The 23,049-nt window shown below is 70.1% G+C and carries 15 protein-coding genes; 6 read left to right on the forward strand and 9 right to left on the reverse strand.

Annotation, left to right across the window (positions count from 1 at the left end; translation table 11 throughout):
• Positions 1–45 precede the first annotated feature (45 nt).
• A complete protein-coding gene (locus ACIBJC_RS13505) occupies positions 46–1,698 on the forward strand; it encodes an N-6 DNA methylase (protein ID WP_399291667.1) in 1,653 nt (550 codons plus the stop codon).
• 44 nt (positions 1,699–1,742) lie between these two features.
• Here the strand turns inward: ACIBJC_RS13505 and ACIBJC_RS13510 are convergent, their stop codons facing one another.
• The 3 genes from ACIBJC_RS13510 to ACIBJC_RS13520 are packed head-to-tail and all read right to left on the reverse strand — an operon-like array spanning position 1,743 to position 7,000.
• A complete protein-coding gene (locus tag ACIBJC_RS13510) occupies positions 1,743–3,878 on the reverse strand; it encodes a UvrD-helicase domain-containing protein (protein ID WP_399291669.1) in 2,136 nt (711 codons plus the stop codon).
• A 48-nt stretch (positions 3,879–3,926) separates the two neighbouring features.
• Positions 3,927–5,186 carry an McrC family protein gene (locus ACIBJC_RS13515; protein ID WP_399291671.1) on the reverse strand — a complete coding sequence of 420 codons (1,260 nt, stop codon included), beginning with the start codon at positions 5,184–5,186 and terminating at the stop codon, positions 3,927–3,929.
• A complete protein-coding gene (locus tag ACIBJC_RS13520; protein WP_399291673.1) occupies positions 5,183–7,000 on the reverse strand; it encodes a DUF4357 domain-containing protein in 1,818 nt (605 codons plus the stop codon). Before ACIBJC_RS13520 ends, ACIBJC_RS13515 begins: the two co-directional genes overlap by 4 nt.
• A gap of 165 nt (positions 7,001–7,165) precedes the next feature.
• Between ACIBJC_RS13520 and ACIBJC_RS13525 the strand changes: the two genes are divergently transcribed.
• The 3 genes from ACIBJC_RS13525 to ACIBJC_RS13535 all read left to right on the forward strand — a co-directional run bounded on the left by ACIBJC_RS13525 (position 7,166) and on the right by ACIBJC_RS13535 (position 12,245).
• Positions 7,166–9,562, forward strand: coding sequence for a DUF2786 domain-containing protein (locus ACIBJC_RS13525; RefSeq protein WP_399291675.1), 2,397 nt, complete (start codon positions 7,166–7,168; stop codon positions 9,560–9,562).
• Between the two features lie 119 nt (positions 9,563–9,681).
• A complete protein-coding gene (locus ACIBJC_RS13530) occupies positions 9,682–10,092 on the forward strand; it encodes a hypothetical protein (protein WP_399291677.1) in 411 nt (136 codons plus the stop codon).
• Positions 10,089–12,245 (forward strand): tetratricopeptide repeat protein, encoded by a 2,157-nt coding sequence (locus ACIBJC_RS13535; RefSeq protein ID WP_399291679.1) that lies wholly within the window; start codon positions 10,089–10,091, stop codon positions 12,243–12,245. Before ACIBJC_RS13530 ends, ACIBJC_RS13535 begins: the two co-directional genes overlap by 4 nt.
• Before the next feature lie 17 nt (positions 12,246–12,262).
• Here ACIBJC_RS13535 and ACIBJC_RS13540 read toward each other — a convergent pair whose 3' ends face one another.
• From ACIBJC_RS13540 to ACIBJC_RS13555, 4 genes are all read right to left on the reverse strand, one after another.
• Complete coding sequence (locus ACIBJC_RS13540) at positions 12,263–13,120, reverse strand: methionyl-tRNA formyltransferase (RefSeq protein WP_399291681.1); 858 nt, start codon at positions 13,118–13,120, stop codon at positions 12,263–12,265.
• A 96-nt stretch (positions 13,121–13,216) separates the two neighbouring features.
• Complete coding sequence (locus ACIBJC_RS13545) at positions 13,217–13,840, reverse strand: DUF6879 family protein (RefSeq protein WP_399291683.1); 624 nt, start codon at positions 13,838–13,840, stop codon at positions 13,217–13,219.
• Positions 13,833–14,102 (reverse strand): hypothetical protein, encoded by a 270-nt coding sequence (locus ACIBJC_RS13550; RefSeq protein ID WP_399291684.1) that lies wholly within the window; start codon positions 14,100–14,102, stop codon positions 13,833–13,835. Before ACIBJC_RS13550 ends, ACIBJC_RS13545 begins: the two co-directional genes overlap by 8 nt.
• Before the next feature lie 136 nt (positions 14,103–14,238).
• Complete coding sequence (locus ACIBJC_RS13555) at positions 14,239–14,682, reverse strand: ATP-binding protein (RefSeq protein WP_399291686.1); 444 nt, start codon at positions 14,680–14,682, stop codon at positions 14,239–14,241.
• 164 nt (positions 14,683–14,846) lie between these two features.
• Between ACIBJC_RS13555 and ACIBJC_RS13560 the strand changes: the two genes are divergently transcribed.
• Entirely contained in the window at positions 14,847–15,725 is an 879-nt protein-coding gene (locus tag ACIBJC_RS13560; RefSeq protein WP_399291687.1) for a helix-turn-helix domain-containing protein, read from the forward strand.
• On the forward strand, positions 15,722–15,907 hold the full coding sequence (locus ACIBJC_RS13565) for a DUF397 domain-containing protein (RefSeq protein ID WP_399291689.1): 186 nt from the start codon (positions 15,722–15,724) through the stop codon (positions 15,905–15,907). The genes ACIBJC_RS13560 and ACIBJC_RS13565 overlap by 4 nt, the downstream gene beginning before the upstream one ends.
• A gap of 37 nt (positions 15,908–15,944) precedes the next feature.
• Here the strand turns inward: ACIBJC_RS13565 and ACIBJC_RS13570 are convergent, their stop codons facing one another.
• Both ACIBJC_RS13570 and ACIBJC_RS13575 read right to left on the reverse strand, forming a co-directional pair.
• Positions 15,945–20,036, reverse strand: coding sequence for an Eco57I restriction-modification methylase domain-containing protein (locus ACIBJC_RS13570; protein ID WP_399291691.1), 4,092 nt, complete (start codon positions 20,034–20,036; stop codon positions 15,945–15,947).
• Positions 20,036–22,990, reverse strand: a complete 2,955-nt coding sequence (locus ACIBJC_RS13575) for a helicase-related protein (RefSeq protein WP_399291693.1) — start codon at positions 22,988–22,990, stop codon at positions 20,036–20,038. The genes ACIBJC_RS13570 and ACIBJC_RS13575 overlap by 1 nt, the downstream gene beginning before the upstream one ends.
• Between the last annotated feature and the right edge of the window lie 59 nt (positions 22,991–23,049).

The following is a 23,049-nucleotide window of genomic DNA, read 5'->3' on the forward strand; positions in this document are numbered from 1 at the left end:
ATGCATGCGTTGATGACGCGATCGAGCTTGTGTACGGTTGCCGGTATGACGGACACCCCCGCCCCACCGGTCGGCCCGCTGGTCACCGGCTCCGAGATCGCCCGGCTGGCGGGCGTCACCCGTGCCGCCGTTTCGAACTGGCGGCGGCGCTACGACGACTTCCCCGCGCCGGCCGGTGGCGGTGTCAGCAGTCCGCTGTTCGACCTGACCGAGGTTCAGGCCTGGCTGGACGGGCAGCGCAAGGGCCACGACGTCTCGGTGGACGTGCGGCTGTGGCAGGCGCTGCGCGGAGTCTACGGTGACGACATGCTCGAAGGGCTCGCGGATGTCGCCCGCCTCCTCGCCGAGAGGCGGACACCCGCGGGGCTTCCGGCCGACGTGGTCCGGCTCGCGCTGGAGCTGGCGGGGAGCAGCGGCCCGGCCGAGGTGGTGAGTGCCCTCGCGGAGCGCTTCACGGACTCTGTACGGCGGGCCGGATCGGACCATGTCACCTCGCCGCGCATCGTCCGTGCCGTGCGCCACTTCGCCGGTGAGGTGCCGTCCGACGCGACTCTCTTCGACCCGGCCTGCGGTATCGGCACGCTGCTCCTGGCCGTCGGCCCCGAGCGCGGGCCCACGCGTCGGGGGCAGGAGTCCGACGCCCGTAGTGCCCGGTTCGCGCAGCTGCGGGCCGGCCTCACCGGACGTACCGGTGTGGACGTCGCCACCGGAGACTCGCTGCGCGACGACCGCTGGGCGGAGCTGAGGGCCGATCTGGTCGTCTGCGATCCGCCGGTGGGTGAGCCCGACTGGGGGCGGGAGGACCTGCTGCTCGACTCGCGCTGGGAGTTCGGCATCCCGTCGCGCGCGGAAGGCGAACTTGCCTGGTTGCAGCACGCCTACGCGCACACCGCGCCCGGCGGTCGCGTTCTCATGGTCATGCCCGCCTCGGTCGCCTACCGCAAGGCGGGCCGCCGCATCCGCGCCGAGCTCGTGCGGCGGGGTGCCCTTACACAGGTGACCGCCCTGCCGTCCGGTACCGCGGCCTCGCACGCGCTCCCGGTCCACCTGTGGCACCTGCGCCGCCCGCGGACCCCGGACGATGCCGTCACCGTCGTCCGGATGGCCGATCTGACGGCGGACGATCCCGACGGCCCCCTGGAACCGGACCCCGGCCGGCTGGCGGAGGTTGCGCTGATCGATCTGCTCGACGACTCCGTGGACCTCACACCCGGCCGCCACGTGGCGGAGCCGCATCGCGACTACGCGGTCGAATACCAGGCCCTGCGCAGCGAGTTGACCGAGCAGGTGCGGCTGCTGGCGGAGCTGCTGCCGGTGTTGGCCGCCGGTGAGGGCCCCAGTTCCCTGGACGGACCTGCCGTCAGCGTCGCTGATCTGGCCCGCGCCGGGCTCGTCGAGTACGGAGATCCGGAACCGGTCTCGGTCAGCGAGCAGCTCGACACCGACTACCTCCAGGGCTTCCTGCGCGGCGCGGCCAACACCCGGCGCTCCACGAGCACCAGCGGTACCTTCCGCTTCGACGGAAAAGGCGCCCGCATCCCCCAGATGGACATCACCGGACAGCGCCGGTACGGGGCCGCCTTCCGTGCGCTCCAGGAGTTCGAGGAGCGGTCGCGCAGGGTGGCGGAGCTGAGCCGGGAGGTGGCCGGTCTGGGGAGGGACGGTCTCGGCAACGGGGCCCTCAAGCCGGAGAGTTGAGCTGCTGTCAGCTCGTCGGTCCCCTCAGCCGGCCTGTCGCTGCGTCAATTCGGCTGCGGCACGAACGGACTGACGGCACCGCTCCACGAAACCGACAGCGCCTCCCGCGCCCGTGTGCAGGCCACGAACAGCAGGCACCGCTCCCGCAGCAGATCCGAGTCGTGCTGCAGCGGGTCCACAGTGGCGGGCGTCACCTCACGGGCGAACGGCACCGCGCCTGCCGTCACTCCCAGGACGGCGACGCAGCGGAACTCCAGTCCCTTCATGGCGTGCATGGTGGCCAGCCGCACCCCGTCCACGCCGGGCCCCGGGCTGTCCCTGACCCGGACCACCGGCACCCCGGCCGCCGCCAGCCTGTCGTACGCCTTGTCCAGCAGAACGTTGAAACGGGCGCACACGCCGATCTCCGAAGGGCGGATGCCCTGGGCGATCCAGCCCTCGACGCGCTCGACGAGAGCCGTGACCTCCGCCTGCTCGGAGCCGTACCTCTCCGTGTGGGGGCTGCGGCCGTGCAGCAGGGAGCGGTAACCGGCCAGGCTGTCGCTGCCCTCACCGCCCAGGTCGCCGACGGACACCGGGCTGAGGATGTCCGTGGACCAGACGAGGATCTCTTCCGTGGAGCGGTAGTTGACGCGCAGGCGGTGGGTGCGTCCGGCCACCGGGACGCCCAGGGAGCCGAGGGAGACCTTCGAGTCGTAGATCCGCTGGTGCGGGTCGCCCGCGATGAAGAGGTCGTCGCTGCCGGGGGCCACCGCACCGCGCAGGACGCGCCACTGGGCGGGGTGCAGGTCCTGGGCCTCGTCCACCACGACGTGATCGTGGGTGGGCGCCGACCCGGCCAGGAGGTCGGCGGCGCGCGCACACACCTTCAGGTGCGTGGTGGCTCTCCGGGTGCGTAGCGTCGACTCGAACAGTTCGACGGCGGGCCAGAGCTGGTCGCGTCGGGCGGAAGGCAGCGCGCTTCCGCGACCGCGCCGCGAGGCGGTGCGGTAGGCGTCGGCGGTGCGCAGGTCCTGAGCGAGGACGACGTGCCGGTACTCCTGAGCCAGGAACTGCTCCGACCACGGCAGCCCCAGCTGCTTGACGACCCGCTGCCACAGCTGCCGTTCCTCCCGGTCGTTCACGGGGGAGGGGGGCTTGCCGTCGAGGCGGGTGACGACACTGTGCGCGTAGGCGTTGACCGTGGTCACGTCGACGCGGCCGAGCAGTGTGTCATCGCCGTCCAGGAGCAGGGACAGGTTCTCGCGCAACGAGGCGGCCAGGGCGGTCGTGTACGTGGTGAGCAGCACCCGGGTGTCGGGGGAGCGCGACAGGAGATGCTTCACGCGGTGCAGGGCCGCGACCGTCTTGCCCGTGCCAGGACCGCCCGTGATCTGGACCGGTCCGCCGTACGACACCCGGTAGGCGACCCGGCGCTGTGAAGGGTGCAGGAACACGCGCCAGGCCGCGAACGGCTTCTCCAGGATGTCCGCCAGCTCCTGCGGGCCGGTGACCAGGGTGATACGGCTCGTGGTGTTGGCCAGGGCGACGGCCAGGCTCTTGTCCGGGTCGGGTCCCGCGTCGACGGGACGGCGTACGGCGACGACGTCCCGGTACACCTCGTCGGGGCTGAACCCCTCGGCGAGGTACTGGAGCACCTCGCACTGATCCTCCGGCAGCAGCGTCTCGAACGCCTGGAGCTGCTGCTTGTCGACGATGGTCCGCACCGCCCGCATCACCTGTTCGTCGATGCCGAGTTCGCGCAGCACGGTGTCCGAGTACGTCGCGAAGAGCAGGGAGTCGGCCGCGGCTGCCGCTTTCTCCAGAGCGGGGGTCAGCTGCTCGATGGCGACCACATTGCGGACTTCGAGCGCCCGCGTCGCGGAGTTCGTCGTGTACAGCCGCTTGGCGGCCCAGGTGTACGCGTCGTCGTGCCGTACGACGTTGACGAGCAGGAACACATCACTGCCGTCGTCCGGTGCGAGGACGACTCCGCGCCAGAAGTCGTTGACGCGGATGGTCCGCATGCGGTTGTCCCGCGCGTTGTGCACGGACTCCAGGTGGAGGCCCTTGTCCGCGTGGAGTTCGCCCACGGTGAGCAGTTGGAACTTCTGCATCGCCTTGCGCACGCCGGCCTTGACGGGCTTCTCCAGGACGTCGTAGCTCTCCCAGAAGCTGTTGGCGAACGCGAGCTGCGGCACGCGGTGAACTCCCCACCCTGGACGGACACTCCGACACTCCGCAGTCGATCATACGCGCGGGGTGTTCGCGGCCCGCGTGCCGGTGTCCGTCATCCGCCGGGCCAGCGCCGCGATGTCCGCGAGCAGCGCGGCGGGTTCCTGGTCGAGGTCCAGGGCGTGCTGGTGGAGGAGGATGCCCGCGTGACGCACCTGATGCGCGGCGTGCGAGGCGTTGCCCTTCGCGTACACGAGGTGCCCCTCGCGCAGGCCGAGAGCCGTGCAGTACGCCAGCATCTGGTACAGGTCGGCGTCCGGATAGCCGCCCCGCTTCTCCGCCTTGTACTTGGCGTCCGCCACGGCGCACGGCGCTCCGTCCACGCCGTACAGCACGAGGTCGGGCTTCATGCGGATCGCGGCGGCCGTGTCGAGGTGGTGGGCGTCCTGGAGCCGGGCGGTGTGACCGGTGTCCCTGAACGCCTCCCGCAGCGCCACCGTCACGAAGTCCTCGAAGAGCTTGTTCATGTCGAACAGGAACCCGTCGACGCGGAGCCCGCCGGGCGCGTGTTCGGCGGAGGCTCCGTCCAGGACGGCGTGGGCGAGGTGAAGGGCATGGTGGTAGCGGAAGTTGAGGCGGGTGGGCGCCCAGTCGGGGAGCGGCTGCCCGCGTACGGTCCTGGTGACGTCGGCCAGCCGGGCGCGCTGGCGCAGCAGTCTGCCGCGCACCTCGCGCGGGACGCCCGGCAGCCGCAGCAGATTCTCGACGGCGGCCCGCAGGATGCGGTTCTCGGCGATATCGGTGGTGAACTCGTCGTACGTCACTTCCACCGGCAGGGTCATGCTGAAGCGCCGCCGCATCTGTTCGGCTTCCCGGATACGTCCGCGCACGACGAGGGCGGTCTCCTCCGCCGCCCGGTACCCCTGCAGCAACCCCTGTCGCAGGGCACGGTCCATCTGCCGTTCCACGGCGTGGGCGAGCGCGGGCAGTACCTCGCGGTGCTCGGCCACCGAAACCAGCCCGTCACGCCAGGGACCCTTCGGGTCGAGGCTGTGACCGAGCAGGAAGAAGAGCCGGGCTATGGGCACCTTCGGTGTGATGCGGACGGTGACCGGCTCGCCACCGTCCGGGGTGGAGACGGCCACCGCCCCGACTCTGCTCCCGGCCCGCAGCGACCATCGGCCCGGCAGGTACGGGTCCGGGGCCGCGTCCACGATGCGCCCGGCGGCGAGGGCCCGGCCGATGGTGTCCGCCAGCGGCACGGAGACGGCCGCCGCGTGTTCGACGAGATGGACGGAATCGACCGCCGGCACGGGTGCGCCGCCGGCACTCATGCCCGCGACTCCCGCAGCGCCGCCAGCCCGTACCGCTTCTCGATGTCCACGCCTTCCCCGTAGTGGTGTTCCTCCAGCAGAGGAAGGATCTTCGTCCGCCAGGTCCGCTCCAGGCCGCCCTCCCGGTGGACGCCCTTCTTCATCAGGTACGAGGGCCCGATGCGGAAGTCCGCCTCGTCGATGCGGGAGTTGAGCACGTCCAGCAGATCGGCGAGCTCGGCGTCCTTGCCCTCCCGGGCCAGCCAGCGGCGCAGCAGCCCGCTCGTCGGCTCCGTACGCGGCGACAGCTCCACGAAGGCGAAACGGCGGCGCATCGCCGCGTCCACGAGCGCGATCGAGCGGTCGGCGGTGTTCATCGTGCCGATCACGAACAGGTTGGGCGGCAGCGCGAAGTCGTCCCCGGAGTAAGGGAGCTGGACGGACTTGTTCCGGTATTCGAGGAGGAAGTACAGCTCGCCGAAGACCTTGGCCAGATTGGCGCGGTTGATCTCGTCGATGATCAGGAAGTGCGGGATGTGCCGGTTGCCCTCGCGGCCCGCGAGGTCGGCCAGCTCACGCAGGGGGCCGGCGTTCATCCGGAAGGCGACCTCCTTCGTGTCCGGGTCCTCCTTCGGCCGGAAGCCCTCGACGAAGTCCTCGTACGCGTAACTGGGATGGAACTGGACGAGCTTCACCTGTTCGGGTCCGCCGCCCAGGAACTCGGCGAGCTTCAGCGCCAGATACGTCTTGCCGGTCCCCGGCGGCCCGTACAGCACCAACTGCCGTTCGTCCGCGAGCAGGTCGCGCACCTCGCGCAGCCACTCGGTTTCGTGTACCAGCAGCTCGGCGGCGAGTTCGTCCGTGGGGTCCGGCAGCTCCGGCTCGCGGCGGGCGACCAGCGCGGGAATCTCCACGCTCGGGTCGCGCTCTATGGCCTCGGCCTCCTCGGCCAGTTCCTCGTCGCTCAGGCCCAGCCCCGCGATCAGATCCTGGACCGCGGCGAGGTCGACGACGTCGTGCTGGATCGACAGCCTCTGCTGAAGCTCCTCCGGCAGGTCGTCGTACGGATGTCCGGTCGGCTGCCAGTCCACCGGCCGGCGCAGGTTGGACCGCCGGTCCTCGGACTCCGTCTGCTCCGCCTCGCCGCTGATCTCACCGACGAACAGCCGCCCGCCGGAGATGGTGCACACGGTGTCGCCGGGCCTCATGCGCGAGAGGAACGCGTGCAGTTCTTCGACGAGCTGCTGCTTCTGGCTGTACGTGGCCGTCGAGTCGTAGTCCTCCTGGACGAGGGTGCGCAGCTCGTCCTTGCTGGTGCCCTGCCGCACACCCTGCCGGAGCCGGGAGGCGGCGAGCGAGACCCGGCCCTCGGGAAGCCAGAGGCGCTGGACCAGGTCGAGCCCCGTGACGTTCGAGCCGCGGATCAGCCAGGGGCGGTTGGAGCCCATCCACAGACCGGGCATGAATTCCCCCAGGGGACGGTTGTCCGGGGTCTTCCAGTCGAGCCAGCCGTTGGAACTGCGGCCGGTCAGCACCGCCGCCGCCTCGGAGGAGGAGCCGAACGTGATGGTGTCGGCGGTCTCCAGCCAGCTCGGCCATGTCGTGGACGGTACGATCCGGCCCTGCCGGATCAGCTCCTCGCGCAACCGGTGGGCGGAAGCCACCCGCGTGGGGAACGACGGCACCACCTCGGGCCGTACCGGCTGCCCCGGGCCGACGACGAACTTCCGGCTGCCGTTGGTCCCCATCTCATGGGTCTGCTGCCCGACGGCGACCGGACCGCCGTTCGGCAGCCGGAGCCGGAACTCCGGGTACACCACACGCTCGTCGACCATGGTCCCCGCTCCCCTCGACAGAAGATCCTCACAACAGTAGATGCTCGCGCTGACAACGGCGTGCCGGTCGTTCCGGCGCACCCCTAGGATGTTGAACTCGTTTTGATCGCGGGTGCGGACGGGGTCCCTCGGCGCGGTGGGGCTCATGGGGAGGGCGTGGACGTCATGGCGGAGCACAGCACAGCCGATACGCGGGTCTCGGTCGAGGGCTTCGGCTCGGCCCGGGACGCGTGGCTGCGGGCGAGGGTCACCGAGTTGAGCGAGGTGCTGAGCGACTTCGGCCCGGAGCTGCATGCGTTGATCCCCGGTGACCTGGGCGATCGGCGGCTGGTGAGCGCCGTGGTCCTGTGCCGCGTCGCGGCCGACGAGGCACGCGTCCAGCCTGTGGCGGAGAGCGTCACGTGGCTGGAGCTGCTGGTCCCGGGCGCCCATCGCCACGACCTGGCCGGCGAGGTGCGCGGGCTGCGTTCCGCCCTCGTGGCGACCGAGGACCCGGCGCTGCGATCGTGGAACGCACGGGCGTGGGAGGAAATCGTCCTCGCACTCTGGAGGCGCGACCGGGCGGAAGCCGCCGGGCAGGGCCGGGCCGACGACGAGCTGGTGTCCCGTTGGGGTGTCCGGGTCGCGGATACGGCCGTCCTCTCGCTCGCCGGGCGGGCACGGTACGAGAACGGTCTGTCGCTCCCGTCCTTGACGGATCATCTGGACGACGAGGCCGCGGAACCCCTGAGTCTGCTCGCACGGGCGGTGCTGTCGCGGCCCGGCACCGCCGAGGCGATCGAGGACTCCCTCGCCGTGTACGAGGATGCCCTTCAGGGTGCGGGACACCTCGCGTTCATCGCCGAACAGCAGCTCTACGTCGAAGAGTTGGAAGAATGGTGTGACAAGCACGCGCGCGGTGCGACGCAGACGACGGAAGGCTTCCTGACCGAGCTGCGCGAGTACTCCGGGAGCTACGCCGACGATGTCCTCGATCCGCTGATCCGCTCGCTCCCGGCCGGTGAGCGGACTCTGTTCCGCACGGCCACGTCCCGCGACTGCCGCGACCGGAACGAGTACCTGACCGAATTCCTCGACTGTGTCGTGCCCCCCGCGGCAAGCGCCTGGACGGACGGCGCGCTGGACACCGGTATCGCGGAAGAGGCCGCGGAGCGCTGTGCCAGGGGGCAGCTCACCTGGCACGCCATGCGCGGCTCCGTACCGGTCTGGTACCACATCGTCACCTCCCCCCAGGAACGGGCAGCCGCACTGGCCCTCTCCGGCGGGGCCCCGTCCTCCGCGATCCGCGTGGACGCCGATGTCACGGTGGCGTTTCAGGGAAGCCTGTTCGACGAGCTGGGTCCGCACGGAGGGAACGAACAGGCCGGACCGGACGACTGGTACCCCGAGCCCGGTATCGAGCCGCGCTACTCCCGGCGCAGCGCCACCGACCTCTGTGAACTCCTGGCCCTCACCGAACTCGGCCACGCGCGCCTGGAGTTCATGACCCGGGGTGCGGACGGCACCTTCGTACCGCTCCGGTCGCTGCGGGCCGGGATCCGGGAGGCCGACGCCGAGGCATGGTCCTCGGGCGCGCTGCACGCCCTGCGGACACTGGTACCGAACGTCGACGACCTGGCGGACGCGATCGTGTCCGAAGGGCCCACGGGCCGGCCGGACCCCGAAGCGGGCGACGAGGAACGCTGGGACGAGACGGACGAACAGGAGCAGCCGTCGGACCGTACCTCCACGACGAACGGCCCGGACAGCCCTGAGACGCCCGCGCGGCCCGAACCCGCGCCGCCCAAGCCCGCCCGGCTCCCCGCCGACGTACTGGCCAAGGTGAAGGCCATGCTCAGGCAGGCCGAGGATCCGGCGGCCACCCAGGCCGAGGCGGAGGCCTTCCTGCAGAAGGCGACGGCCCTCATGGCCAAGTACGGCATCGAACAGGCCATGCTCCGTGGCGACGACCCCGCCACCCGCGAAAAGCCGGCGGACCGGGTGGTCGACGTCGTCGCCCCTTGGGCGCGCGAGTGCAAGCGGCTCCTGTCCGCCATCGCCTTCGCGATGCGCTGCCAGCCTATCTATCCCGGCGGCAAGGCGAACAAGGGCCGGGTTCATCTGTTCGGCTTCACCTCGGACCTGCATTCCGTGGACGTCCTGTACACGAGCCTGCGCCTGCAGATGCTGCAAGGCGCCGACCGCGCGGGCACGCGCCATCGGCCGCCGGGGGAGCTGCCGCGCGCCTACAAGCGTTCCTGGATGCTCGGCTTCATCCGGGCCGTGGCCCTGCGGATCGGCGAGGCCGAACGCGCGGCCCGGGAGGAGAGCGAACGCGACCGCGCCGAGGCCGCCGCGACGGAATCCGCCGTGCGGGGGCGGAGCGTGGCCCTGGTCCTCGCCGACCGGACCACCGAGGTCAAGGCCGAAGTCGCCTCCCACTACCCGAAGGTCGGCAAGACGCGCCGTACGCGCTTCACCGGCAGCGGATACCGGCAGGGACACGTGGACGGGCAGCAGGCCGACATCGGGGGCCTCGCACTGGACGACGAGGGCGAGGAGCTGGGCGCGCTGATCGCCTGATCGTCCCCCTGGGGCGGGGCGCCTTGTCCGCGAGGTGCCCACGTTCGCCCGAGCGAGCGCGCCCACACCGCACGGCTCCCAGGAGTTGTAGCCTGGGCCGGATCGAGAGAGGGCGAAGGATGGACGCGGAGATCACCCTGTTAGCCGGCACCGCCGGGACGACGATCGCGTCACTGCTGGCGACCGACGCGTGGAACGGTGTACGGAACGGGGTGCTCGCACTGTGGCGACGTGTCCGGCCGGAGAACGAGGAGCACGTCGCCGTCCAACTCGACACCTCGCGCCGGGATCTCCTGGACGCGCGGGCCGACGGTGACGAGGAAGCCGAGCGGGAGATCGCGGCGGAGTGGCGGGGCCGCGTCCGCCGTCTCCTCGTCGCCCACCCCGAGCTGGTGGCGGAACTGCGCTCCCTGCTGACCGAGTTCGCCCCTGGCGCACTCGCCACCACGAACGTCACCCAACACGCGACCGCCTCCGGCGACTCACGCGTCTACCAGGCCGGCCGCGACCTCAGCATCGACCAGCCGTGACCGGCCGCAACGACGGCCGGGCCAGTGACCAGGGGCGCGTCTACCAGGCCTCCGGCGACCAGCACATCGTCGAACATCACCATCACGGCGCCGCCTGGACCGGCCCGGACTCGGTGCGGCGTCCCCCCGTCGGCCGGGCACCGGCCATCCTCCGGGATCGCGACGAGCTGATCGGACGCCTGAAGGAGGCGGTGACCGAGGGCGCCGGAAACACCGTGTTCGTCCTGCACGGCCTGGGAGGATGCGGCAAGACGGCCGTGGCGTGCGCGCTCTTCGACCATGCCACCGGGGAACGCGGACGCGTGGGCCTGTGGGTCAACGCCTCCGACCAGGCATCCCTGCGGGCCGGGATGCTCGCGGTGGCCGCCGACCGCGGTGCTCTGGACGGTGAGCTGATGGCCGCGCGCAACGGCCTGCGCGCCGCCGCCGACCTGGTCTGGGACCACCTCGACCGGTCCGACCGGCCATGGCTGCTCGTCCTGGACAACGCCGACGACCCGGCGGTGCTGCGGGACGGCGGGTGGCTGCGCACCAGCCCGCGCGGAACCGTCCTCGTGACCACACGGCAGGCCGCCGGTCACTGGTGGCCCGCCGCCGAGCTGCTGCATGTAGGTGTCCTGCCGCGTGAGGAGGCGGCCCAGGTCCTGTGCGATCTGGCCCCCGGAACGGGTTCCGCCGAGGACGCCGCCGCCATCGCCGACCGCCTCGGCCGCCTGCCGCTCGCCCTCACCCTGGCCGGCGGGTTCCTGGCCCACCAGGTGATCGCTCCCTGGACCATGGAGGAGTACGGGCGTCGTCTGGAGGAACGTCCTGATCCCATCGAACTCATCGACCGGGGCGCCACGGACGCGGACAACGACTCGCGCCATCTGGTCAGCGGAACCTGGCAGCTCTCGCTGAACTCCCTGGTGCGGCAGAACCTGCCCGAGGCCGTCACCCTGCTCCGTCTGCTGGCCTGCTGGTCGAACGATCCGCTGCCCCTGTCGCTGCTGGGCGATGCCCGGATCGACCTGCCCCTGGCCGCCGACCGGGTGGAACTGGCGCTTCGGGGACTGCTCGACCGCTCGCTCACCGAACTCCTTCCCGGCGACATCCGCTGCCTGCGCACGCACGGGGTACTGCTCGACAGCGTCGCGCGCGTCACCCCGGCCGGTGAACGCGACGGACTCGCCGCCGTGGCGGCCGGAATTCTGCTGCGCTCGCTCCCCGCGTCTCCGGAACGCGGCCTGCGCGACAGCCGACTCACCGTCCTCGCCCCCCATGTCATGGCCTTGCTCCGCCGCGTGATCACCTGGCCCGAGATCACGGTCGGCACCGCCGAGTCCGCGGCCACCTGCGCCCTGCGTCTGGTGACGGCGCAGCATCGATCCGGCGACTACGCCTCCGCGCTGGCCGCGGCCGAACAGGCGACGGATCTCGTACGACGGCGACTGGGCGACGATCACGTCCTGGTGCTGCGCCTGCGGCAGCGGATCGGGAAGGCCACCGATCGTCTGGGGCGCCTCGAAGAAGCGGCGTGTCTCCACCGCGAGCTGCTCGACGACCTCGAACGGGTCTGCGGTCCCGAGGCACCGGACACCCTGACCACCTGCCTCCATCTGTCCCGCCCGCTGACCTGGCTCGACCGGCCGGGCGAAGCGGTACGGCTGATGCACCGGGCGGCGACCGGGCGAGCCGCACTGCTGGGCCCGTGGCATCCGCTCACGCTGGAGGCGAGGGCGTGTCTGCTCGAACTGCCTCCCGGACCGGAAGTGGACCGCGAGGTATCGGCAGGACCGGACCTGGTCGCCGACTGCCGCCGTGAGCTCGGTGCGGACCACCCGATCACCCTGTCGGCCGATCTCAACTGCGCGGGAGCGCTGTTCAGCACCGGACAGCACGCCGAGGCGCTGACGTCGGCCCGCCGTGCGCTGGCGGCGCACGAACACCGCTTTGGAACGGACTACCCCATCACGCTGGCGGCACGAAGCCTGCTCAGCAACATCCTGCACGCGGTCGGCGAGTACCGGGAGGCGATCGATCAGGCGGAGGCCGTCAGGGAATGGCGCGAGCGGGTACTGGGTCCGGAGCACCCCTGGACGACGGTGATCCGGGAGAAGCTCGCGCGATACCGGCGCTCCCTGGCGGAGGCGACGCCACCCGCCCCGAGCTGATGGGCGGCGGCCCGCTGTCAGTTCAGGACGGCGGGGTCAGCCACCGGTACGGTCTCCGTGAGCCACACGGGCCCGTCTGCGCACATCACCTCGACGCCGTCCGCCGGATCCAGCGACGTGCGCAGAACCCGGAGCCGACGGTCGTCCACGGTGGCGACCGGGCCGGACCGTCCCGAACTGCCGAACCTGAAGGCGCGCACCTGGTTGTGGATCTCTTCTCTGCCGTTGCTCCAGTCGATCCGCGAGAACTCGGGTTCCATCCAACCCGCGTACGTGGCGGCCTCTTCCTGCTGCGGTGTACCGGGGGACCCGGTGACGGCCCGCGAGAGCGCGAGAGGCAGAAGCCGCTCGATGCATCGGTCGACCTCTTCCCACAGCGACCGGGGAACGACATCGTCGCCCAGCGCGATCCCCGCCTCCTGGGCCAGAATTCCGCCGGTGTCGAACGCGCTCTCCATCCAGTGGATGCTGACGCCGATCTCCTTGTCGCCGTTCCTGATGGCCCAGTTGACCGGAAGCGGACCTCGGTATTTCGGCAGCATGGACGTGTGCACATTGATCGCGCCCAGACGCGTCGACCGAAGGACCGACGGCGGCAGCTTCCAGGGGAAGCCGTAGCAGACGATGAGATCGGCCCCGTACCCCTCGATGATGTGCGGCAGCATGTTCTTCCGGCCGGGGATCAGCAGATCCATCCCGTCCGGCAGCGCATCGACGATCTCGCCCACGACATCGGCCGCACCGCTCCGTGTCGGCCCGCCCGGCCGCAGTGACCGTGCGTGCAGAAAGGCGACGGGCACGTGCCCGGCCCGCTCGCAGACGCCGCGCAGCAGGGCAAAACCCTGCGCGGAGTAGGAAATCAGGAGGACGCGCATACCTCGCCTTTGACTCGCGACCGGCGTTCGACGGAACCTCTCACACCCCGGCCTCGGACGTTCCGGCCGCATTCCGCCGCGTTCCACGACGTCACTTCAGATCCGCTCCTCGGCCGGCTTCGGCGGCGGCAACGGGGCGACGTGACCGCTGAAGAAGTCGGCCAACGGCTCACCGGACCGGTGCATTTCCTGGATCGCCTGTCGGCACTCGGAGACGGCGCGCGGATCGTCGAAGCGGACGCCGCCGGCGAGTTTTCCCTCGTCGTCGTAGAGCACCTCGTACATCACCCAGGGACCGAGCACGACGAGCTCCGGCAGCGTGCGCCGCTCCTCGTACCGGCGGATTCCGTCCCGTCCGAGGACCCTCGTGTCCTCCCCGCACTGGGCCTTCAGGTGCAGCAGATGGAGTTCCCACTGGAGGTACGGGGAGAGGGGCTCCTCCACGCAGCGGACACGGTGGACGGTGAAGCCGTGTCCGGCGATGCGGCCGAAGTACTCCTCGTAATGGCCCCGCTGTCCCTCAAGCAGCGCCAGGGACTCCTCCCAGTCCCCACGGTGGAACGCCTCCCAGCTCTCCACCCCGGGCTCCTGAAAGCTTTGCCGGCGTTCGAGCTTCCAGAACCCCTCGGGGCCGGAACGCCAGAAATAGCGGTCGAAGTCCTCCATGTAGTCATCCAGTGCGAGACGCCGACCGGGGCCGTCGGCCTGCGGGCTACGCATCAGGGATGTCCGCCTTCGCCGCGACGGCCGTCCTGCGGGGGATGACCACGATCCGCTCGTCCGGAGCGACGGCAAGTCCCGGGGGAAGGCGGGTCAGGTAGGAATCGGTGAGGTCACGGCCCACTATGGCGATGTCACCGTTCTCCAGTTCCCAGACGTCCGGGCAGCCCTGTTCGCCGCCCGTGGTCCCGAGTTCGGCGGGAGATTTTCCCAGGCGGCGCACCAGCGGCGAAGAGGGATCGGCTTCCCAGCCCCGAGTCATCACGGTCGTCCCTCAATCTCTCCGAAGGTAACGGAGGTTACACCTGGAGTGAGATCGGGTGCCGACTTTCAGCCGTGCGAAACGGAGCCTCGCGACAGGGGAGTCGGCAACCGAACCGGCCTGGGGGATGGATGCTTCAGGAGGACGGTGGGCTCACCTTCGCCCATACGGTCTTGCCGCTCGGCGGATACGGGGCCACACCCCAGCGGTCGGCGAGGGCCGCGACCAGCAGCAGGCCTCGGCCCGACTCGCTGTCGTCCGGTGTGCCGATCGCCCCGCGCAGCAGCGGAGGCTGCTCGCCGCGTGCGTCGGTGACCGAGACGCGTACGGTGCCGGTCGCCGCGTGGAGCGCGAGGGCGAGCCGGAAGTCGCGCCCCTGCACGCGGCCGTGGAGCGCCGCGTTGGCGGCGAGTTCGGCGACGATCTGCTCCACACGCTCGGTGACCACGGGTGACACCTCCCAGGTGCGCAGTTGCTCGACGGCGAGCAGCCGGGCGAGGCGGGCGCCGCGTCGCGAGGACGACAGCAGCTGGGCGAAAGTGTGTGCGGAAAGGGAGATTTGGGGTGTGGGGGTATTCATGGGGCAACCGTGACGGGCGCGCGGGGGTGCGTTCCAGGGGCGAGGTCCGTACGCTGCGTCGCCGTACGGGCACTTTCTGTGCGAAGTACGGCCATCTCGTCGTCACTCTGGGTAAGTTGATCGTGTCGAAAGGTACGCGTACCCACTTTGGGAGGTGGCCGCGCATGACGGTCAGTACGGACGGCGTGGAGAGTACGGACGGCGACGACCTGACGGACGGCGAGGTGCACCGGGAGCCCGACCCCTCGGACAGCCTGCGCACCTTCGGGGCCGTCGTCCAGGCCCTGCGGGAACACGCGGGGTACAGCAGGGCCGACTTCGGGGGCGTGGTCCGGTTCTCCAAACACACGGTCGAGTCGATCGAGCTGGGTCGCCGGATGCCGGACCAGTCCTTCGTGGAGAGCGCGGAGGAGGTGCTGGGCAACACGGGGGCGCTGCGGAAGGCGGCGAGGTTCCTGACGCGGGGCGAGGCGGGGCTGGCGGCGTGGTTCCGGCGGTGGGCCCGGCTGGAGAAGGTGGCGGTGAGCCTGTGCACGTATGAATGCAGGCTGGTGCCGGGGTTGTTGCAGTCGGAGGAGTACGCGCGTGCCGTGTTCGACAACGGCATCCCGCCGTTCTCGGACGACCAGTTGGAGGCTCAGGTCATCGCTCGACTGGAGCGACAGAAGCTGCTGAGTGAGAGGCCGAACGTCCCGTTCAGCTTCATCGTGGAGGAGCACATCTTCCGGCGGCGGCTCGGCGGAACCGAGGTGACGCGGGGCTTGCTCGACCACGTGCTGGAACTTACTGCCCCGCGCAACGTGACGCTCCAGATTATGCCGCTGGACGCGGAGTTCCACGCGTGTCTCGATGGCCCCATGCGCCTTCTGGAGACTCCGGAGCGTCGGCGGCTCGCGTACTCGGAAGGGCAGCAGAACGGGCGCCTGATCAGCGACGCAAAAGAGGTGAGCCTCCTCTATCAGTGCTATGACACACTGCGCTCGCAGGCCCTGAACCCCAAAGACTCGCGGGGTCTGTTGGAGCGACTCCGAGGAGAGCTATGAGGACGACGGAACTCGCCTGGTTCAAGTCCAGCTACAGCGGCACCCAGGGCGACGACTGCGTAGAGGTCGCCGCCACCGAACAGGCCATCTGCGTACGGGACTCCAAGGACGTGGCCCGACCTCACCTCGCGGTCGGGCGCGACGGCTGGACGTCGTTCGTTCGCCACGCCGCACGCGGCTGAGCCCTCTGGGTGGGCCCAGCCGCACGGCGGTAGAACCTCAACCGGCCTCGGGCCGGGCCTCGTGCCGGGGGCCCTGGCCCGGGGGCGGTGTGAGGGTGGAGGTGTAGTTCTCGCCATCGATCAGCGGGCTCTCCAGGGTGAGCCCGGCCTCCGCCATGCGGTCGTACTCGGCGAGGATCAGCTCCTTGGTGCGGTACGAGCCGTACTTCGCTTCGTCCTTGCGGCGGACGATGGGGAAGGTATCGAGGATGTAATCGGCGTCCTCGCGGGAGATTCCGTAGAGGTGGAAGAAGAGGGCGTCTAGTTCGGCGCGGATCCGTTGGCGTCGTTCCTGGTTCCAGTGGAAGGGGCTGCCGATGTCTCCCGCGTAAATGGCGAACCCCTTCATGTCGGTTGCCGTGTAGGCAAGTTCGAGGACACGCGGCACGATGGAGGGCGCGTGGAGGGAAAGTTGCTCAGGGGAAGGCACGGGGAGCTGTTTGACGATGAAGAAGCTCATGGCAGTGCCACCAAGGTTCTGCCTTGCCGCGTAGTCGAAAACGAAGGACGACCAGGTAGCTCCGAGGAGTTCGGGCGCCAGGGAAATCGCCAGCAGGAACTTGTGTCCCACTCCAGTTTTCGGCATCAGAGCGTTGACCATGCTCCTTTCATCCGTAGCCCGGCAGATGTCCCGCCAGCCGAGGAGGAAATCGTGCGCCCACTTCTTTTCGGCGAGACGCCTACGGACACCCGGAACAGTAATGTCCTCGCCGTTTTTGTCGAATCTTCCTGACGGTGTGTCTTCCTCTGCCACCCAGTACCGGGGCAGAGCCAGGGCGTCGCAGTCGTCCTTCTCTTTCGGTGACAGCGGCTGAATATCTCCCCCGCCGTTGTAGGTGGCCCATCGGTGGTCGAAGTGGTGGAGCATCTTCGCTTCGTATAGAGGGAGCATTCGCGCTTTGCCCTTGACGAACACGTTGTCCTCAAGCGTCCAGCCGGAGGCTTCGAGTTCCTCTTGAGGGTGGAGCAGTGCCGAGTCATGGCTCGTGTGGAACATCATTTGAAACGCCATTCCCCACGGGTTGCCGTGAGGTGCACCTTCGGCCCAAAGTACGGGAAGGCGCCGATACACCCCCAGGGTAATTTCAGCATCTCGGCGGGACCTGAATACCGGAAGCGTCCCAGTATTCGGATTGAGTAGCCCGATCTCCTCCGGCGTGAGGGCGAACGTTTTCTCCGGGTCGTCCAGTTCTGCGGGGGCATGCAAGAAGAACGCAAACCGTGCCGCTGGCTCGCGCAGGGACCGGCCAGTGAGGGACAGAATGCTGAACTTCATACGAGAGTCCACGGCCGGGAAGAGGCCAGCGCGGTTCTCGAAGTCGTACAGCACGGCGATCGACCCGCTCTGCGCCAGGTCCTTGGAGAAATACTGCGTCCGCGCATCCGTAACGATCCCCGTCGGCACAATCACCCCCGCCCGTCCCTTCGGCGCCAGCAGGATGCGATCCGTCTCCGTGAACACGGAGTACGTGTTGAGGTTCCCCTGCCCCGTCAGCGGAACCCGCCCCGAACGCCGCAAAAAGTGGCTCTCCGCGTAGACCTTCCGCTTGCCCGCCTCGAACTCCTCATACAGCGGCACGGTCTCCGAGTGGTGCTTGAGCGCCTCGATCATCTTCTTCCGCACCGACGTACGCGAGGCCTCGGCGATCTCGGGCGCCCTTTGCGCGAAGAACTCCTGCTCACGGAAGTCCACGCTGTCCCACGGCGGGTTCCCCACCACGCAGTCGAAGCCGCCCGCCCACCCGGTCGCCGGGGACACGCCCTGGCCGCTCTCCGGAACGGAGAAGACCTCCGGGAACTCCAGGTGCCAGTGGAAGAAGGTGAACTGCTCGCGCAGGCGCGTGATCTCGGCCTTCGTCTCCGCAGCGACACCCTCGCCGCTCGTGTCCTCCAGAGCCTTGAACACCGCATGCGTCACCGCGCGCGGAGCCTCCGGCGTCTTGAGCCAGACGAACGCGGCGCACCACGCGTCGGCGACACGCTGGGCAGTCCGGTACGCGGAGGAGCCGGACCACTTCGCGTAATCCTCCTCCTGGCCCCATACGTCCTTCAACACCTCGGCCCGGGCCAGCGTGATGGACCGCAGCCCGCGCGCGAACGCGGTGTTGACGACCTTCACCGCCTCGTCGTCGATGTCGAAGAGGCTGCTCTGTCCGACCCGTTCCTGCGCGTTGATCTTCTCCAGGGCCTTGGCGTGCTTCTTGTCGTCGCCCTCGGTGGCGATGAACGCCTCGTCGGGGATCCCGTCTCGCAGCAGCTTCGGTGTCGCCCCGATCAGCCCGTTCCCGTGCTTCAGGTGCGCGTCCAGGAAGCCCAGCGGCTTCCCCGGCTCCAGCGCCTCCAGCCACAGGGAGACCTTGGCCAGTTCGACGGCCATCGGGTTGAGGTCGACGCCGTAGATGCACCGTGCGACGACCTCGTGGAGGGCGTGACGCACCGCGCCCAGAGTCGGCTCAGGGTTCCGTTCCCGTACCGCCGCGACCTGCTTGGCGATACGCCGCGCCGACGCGACCAGGAAGTGCCCCGAGCCGCACGCCGGGTCGCACACACTCAGCGACAGCAGCTCGTTCACGATCGACTCGGAAGGGTCGGCCGCGCCGGACTCCGAGGCCGCCTCTTCGCCCCGCCTGACCGCGTCCTTTATGACCGGGTCCAGCGTCGAGTCCAGCAGGCAGTCGATGAGCGAGGACGGCGTGTAGTAACTGCCCGTCGTCTTCCGGGTGTTGCCCGCAACCTCGACCAGCGTGAACGTGCGCTCGACGGCGCTGTGTTTCGGCTCCAGCTCCAGCAGGGACTCGTAGACGGAGCCCAGTTCCTCCGCGTCCAGGTGCCGGTAGTCCACCGACCGTCGGCGGCCCGAGCGGCCGTCCCGAACCTGCGACAGATGGCGCACAGCCGTCAGCAGCGCCTCGTTGGACAGCTTCAGGCCGCTGAGCGGCGCGTCCGTGGCCGTGTCGTTGAACAGGCCGCCGAGACCGGGCAGGCCGAGTTCGGGCCGGCCCTCTTCCTTGCCCAGTGCCGTGAGGACGATGCGCAGCGCCTCGTACAGGTCACCGTGGGCCGTGCCCCGGCGCCTGCGCGCGTGGGCGCGCAGGCGGGACGACGAGAAGTACGTCTCGTACCGCTCGCGGGCCAGCGGGTCCGCCTTCGGGGACAGCAGGGCGTCACGGTCCTCGGCCACGAAGACGAACAGCAGCCGGTACACGAGCCGCAGCAGGGCGGCCTGGAGGGCTTTCGGGCGGACGTCCTCGCGCAGGGCCGTGTTCTCGGGGTGCCGGAGGAAGCCCGTGCCCAGTGCGGTGATCGCCTGCTGGACGCCCTTGCGGAGCTGGTCCAGGGCGCGTGTGCCGGAGGCGATGGCTTCCGTACGCCATTTCTCCAACGGGCACGCGGACGGCGCCGCGTTCTCCGCGACCTCGAACCTCGACACGTGCAGCAGCCGGTACAGCAGGACGAACTCGCTGAACAGCTCGCCGTCGAAGACGGCCTCAAGGTCGAACTCCACGTACGACGCCGTGGCCAGCGCGCTGGAGTCACGTAGCAGGCGCAACTGGCGGCCGTTGGTGAGGACGCCCCACAGGTGGGCCTCCGTGCGGTTCAGGCACTCCTGGAGCATCGACTGCGGCGGCACCGTGCCTGTTCCGCCGGGCCGCTTGTCCAGGTCGGCGTTCCACGCGCTCTGGTGGATGAGCGCGTGGCCCGAGCGGTGGGAGACTGGGAACTTCTTGGTGGTGTCGGAGTCGGCGGTGATGCCCGCCGCGCCGACCTGCGTCAGGCGGCCGAAGCCCAGTTCCCGCCAGAGCGGGGCCAGCCAGTCGGTGCCGGCGCGGCCGGTCGGGTCGGTGGCGGGCAGGCCGGTCTCGCGGTCCTCGGGGAGGTTCTTGCGCAGGTCGCGCCAGAGCGGCTTCAGATACTCCCAGCTGCGCTCGGCCTCGTCGCGTACCGAACGGGACGAGGGCAGGCCGTAGTCGGCGGGCTGGGACCCGGGGACGTCCTTGCCCTCGGAGATCCGCACCAGCATGTCGGCCGGCAGCAGCCCCCCGACCGTGTGGACGGCGGTGAACACCTGGTGGCGGGTGGTGGCGGACATCAGGCGGACACTCCCGGAGCAGGCGCGGTGGCGGTGGCGGCTGGGGTGGGCAGGTAGACGTACACGCCGAGGACGTCGGCGGGCTTCTGGGCCGTGACGGAGAGACCTCGGACGATCTCACCGGACGCGGTCCTCACCCGCCGGTGCGCGACGTCGAGGCCTGCGGCCAGTTCCTCGCCGTACGCCGACAGGTGGTCGTTCACGCCCGGGAGCTGGTCGAGGGTGCGGGTCATCGTGCGGGTGCCGAAGTGCGGCGGTGTGCTCATGGACGCGGTGGCGTCGAGCAGTTCGGCGGCCCGCTCGGGTGTCAGCCAGACGGCGTTCCTGGCGGAGCCCTCGAAGGCCACCAGCCGGGCGTCCTCCGCGACGAGCTGCTTGTCGCCGTTGCGGGAGGGCAGCGTGAGGTGGAAGCGGTAGCGGACCAGGAGCAGGGTCGTCATGGTGGCGACCGCGTCCGTCGTGACGACGCCGCAGCGGCGGGCCGGGCGGGCCCCCGGCGCGTCCTTGTCCAGCGCGGCGTTCAGGACATGGGCCGCGAGCGCGCCGACGGCCGGGTCCGTGCGGACCAGGGCCGCCTCGCCGCGCGCCACCGCCGGATCCGTACGGAACGGGATCGGGCGGTCCTTCTCGATCACCTCCGCGCCTATGGCCGACGCGAGGGCGTCCTGGAGGCCGATGGGTGTGCCGCCCACCTGCGCCGTGAACTCCTCGTCGCCACCGCGCAGCACCGCGCCCAGGGCCTCCAGCGACTCCCGTACGAACGTCGTGATCTCGCCGGCGCCGCCCAGTGCCTGCCGGATCGAGACGACCTCGCGGGCCACCTCCTCCGGGTGGATCGAGCGCTGCGCGAACCGCGAACGCGACGCCTTCTCGCGCTCGGCGGCCGAGTTCCAGTCGCTCTCCACCTTGCCCGCGGCCGTGTCGAGGGCTTCGGAGCCGAACAGGGTATCCTGCTGGCCCTCGCGCCCGCGCATCAGCAGCCACTCGACGATCGCGTCCGTGACGCCCGTCGACAGCTCGTCGGGGATGGAGACGGAGATGCCGAGGTCCTTCTTGATCTGGCGGTGCTTCTTGATCAGGACTTTGAGGACCAGGCCGTCGATGCCGTTGTCGTCGCCGTAGACCGTGATGACCCGGACCTGGTCCCGGCGCTGCCCGTACCGGTCGACACGGCCCTCGCGCTGGTCGTGGCGGGTCGGGTTCCAGGCCAGGTCGTAGTGGACGACGGCGTCGAAGTGGTGCTGGAGGTTGACGCCCTCGGACAGGCAGTCCGTGGCGATGAGGACGCGGCGCGCGGCGGCGTCCGCGCCCGCCTCGGCGGCCAGCGCCTCGATGCGCTCGATGCGCTGCTGGGGGGAGATCGTGCCGGTGACCGCCTTGACGACCGTCCTGGCGCCGAGCGGGCCGCGCCTGCCGCTGTCCTTGTCGTTCTCCAACTGCTCGACGAGATACTCGGCGGTCGGGATGTAGCGGCAGAAGACAATCGGGTTGTGGCCGTCGGCCAGCAGCGCCTTCAGGTGCTTGATGAGGGCCTTGAGCTTGAGATCCTTGGCCGGGCCCTCCAACTCCTCGGCCCGGTCGGCGAGTTCGCCCAGGCGGGAGCGCGGGTCGTCCTCGGTGATCTCCGCGCCCGGCGCGACGTCCATGCCCTCCATGGCGTCGCTGTCGGCGGCGTCGCTGGTGAGCGGCGCGCCCAGCTTGTCGGCCTCCTCCGCCGAGGTGGCGATCGCCGCCGCCGAACGGGTCCGCAGGGTCTTCGCGGCGGCCCGTGGCGACGACACCAGCGAGCGCAGCAGCGCGATCGCCGACCACCACGCGATGCGCGCCTCCCGCTTGCCCTGGCCGCCCGCCTCCGCGACCCGCTCACCGGCGTAGGCGATCGCGTCGTCGAGCAGGGCCCGGTACTCCGGGGACAGCTGGTACTTCTCGTCCTTGAAGTAGCGGTCCGAGGGGAACGCGGTGCGCTCGGCCAGCGAGTCGTCGCCGAGACCGTCCTCCTTGGTGAGGTACTGGCGTACGTCCGCCCGCTTGCGCGCCACGAAGTGCTGGGCCAGCAGCCGCCGGCCGGACTCCGACTCCAGGCTCACGTCAGCGAGTTCTGGCTTGACCAGTCCCAGCAGGTTGCGGAACGCGGACTCCTTGCCGCTGTGCGGGGTCGCCGTCACGAGGAGCAGATGCCGCGTGGCGTCCTCGGCGACGCGGCGCAGCAACTCGTACCGGAGCTGGTTCTGTGTACTCGTCGAGGTGTCGTCGGCGGCCACACACGTGTGCGCCTCGTCCACGATCACCAGGTCGGGGCAGTGCCGTACGAAGTCGTCGCGGTGGCGCGGGGACTTGATGAAGTCCGTCGACACGATGACGTGCGGGAATTTGTCGAAGAGGGACTGGCCCAGGTCCAGGCCGCGTTCCAGACGCGAGACGGTGGAGGAGAGGACCAGTTCGGCGTCGATGCCGAACTTCGTCCGCAGCTCCTGCTGCCACTGCTCGGCCAGCGCGGGCGAACACAGCACCGCGAGTCCCGTCGCCTCGCCCTGCGCGAGGAGTTCGCTCGCGACCAGGCCCGCCTCGATCGTCTTGCCGATGCCGACGTCGTCCGAGATCAGCAGACGGACCGTCTTCTGCCGCAGCGCCATCAGGAGCGGTACGAGCTGGTAGGCGCGCGGCTCCACCGCGATACCGGCCAGCGAGCGGAAGGGGCCCGCGCCGGAGCGGAAGCCCACGCGCAGCGCCGTACGCAGCAGGCCGGCGGCCCGCTGGTTGCCGAGGTCGTCGGGGACCGGCGGATCGAACCGGGCCTCGTCCACGGTCTCGAACGCCGGGAACACGGCGGCGATGTCATCGTCCGAACCGCCCAGGGGCCGCAGCACGAGCAGATCGGGCTTGCTCTCCGGGAGCACCACCCATTCGCGGCCACGCGCCTTCACCAGGGAACCGGTGGAGTAAGTCTGGGACATGTGGGTCGTCAAATCCTCTGGTCTCTGGTCCGCCGGCGCTCTGGGCGGGGGCTCTCCGG

The sequence above is a fragment of the Streptomyces sp. NPDC050509 genome, assembly GCF_044457965.1.
GTDB lineage: Bacteria > Actinomycetota > Actinomycetes > Streptomycetales > Streptomycetaceae > Streptomyces.

Excerpts from the sequence above, each read along its gene's own strand:
- ACIBJC_RS13520 (WP_399291673.1), bottom strand. The coding sequence starts at position 7,000 with ATGGTCGACGAGCGTGTGGTGTACCCGGAGTTCCGGCTCCGGCTGCCG.
- ACIBJC_RS13575 (WP_399291693.1), bottom strand. The coding sequence starts at position 22,990 with ATGTCCCAGACTTACTCCACCGGTTCCCTGGTGAAGGCGCGTGGCCGC.
- ACIBJC_RS13545 (WP_399291683.1), bottom strand. The coding sequence starts at position 13,840 with ATGCGTAGCCCGCAGGCCGACGGCCCCGGTCGGCGTCTCGCACTGGAT.
- ACIBJC_RS13525 (WP_399291675.1), top strand. The coding sequence starts at position 7,166 with ATGGCGGAGCACAGCACAGCCGATACGCGGGTCTCGGTCGAGGGCTTC.
- ACIBJC_RS13565 (WP_399291689.1), top strand. The coding sequence starts at position 15,722 with ATGAGGACGACGGAACTCGCCTGGTTCAAGTCCAGCTACAGCGGCACC.
- ACIBJC_RS13530 (WP_399291677.1), top strand. The coding sequence starts at position 9,682 with ATGGACGCGGAGATCACCCTGTTAGCCGGCACCGCCGGGACGACGATC.
- ACIBJC_RS13540 (WP_399291681.1), bottom strand. The coding sequence starts at position 13,120 with ATGCGCGTCCTCCTGATTTCCTACTCCGCGCAGGGTTTTGCCCTGCTG.
- ACIBJC_RS13560 (WP_399291687.1), top strand. The coding sequence starts at position 14,847 with ATGACGGTCAGTACGGACGGCGTGGAGAGTACGGACGGCGACGACCTG.
- ACIBJC_RS13555 (WP_399291686.1), bottom strand. The coding sequence starts at position 14,682 with ATGAATACCCCCACACCCCAAATCTCCCTTTCCGCACACACTTTCGCC.
- ACIBJC_RS13515 (WP_399291671.1), bottom strand. The coding sequence starts at position 5,186 with ATGAGTGCCGGCGGCGCACCCGTGCCGGCGGTCGATTCCGTCCATCTC.
- ACIBJC_RS13550 (WP_399291684.1), bottom strand. The coding sequence starts at position 14,102 with ATGACTCGGGGCTGGGAAGCCGATCCCTCTTCGCCGCTGGTGCGCCGC.
- ACIBJC_RS13570 (WP_399291691.1), bottom strand. The coding sequence starts at position 20,036 with ATGTCCGCCACCACCCGCCACCAGGTGTTCACCGCCGTCCACACGGTC.
- ACIBJC_RS13505 (WP_399291667.1), top strand. The coding sequence starts at position 46 with ATGACGGACACCCCCGCCCCACCGGTCGGCCCGCTGGTCACCGGCTCC.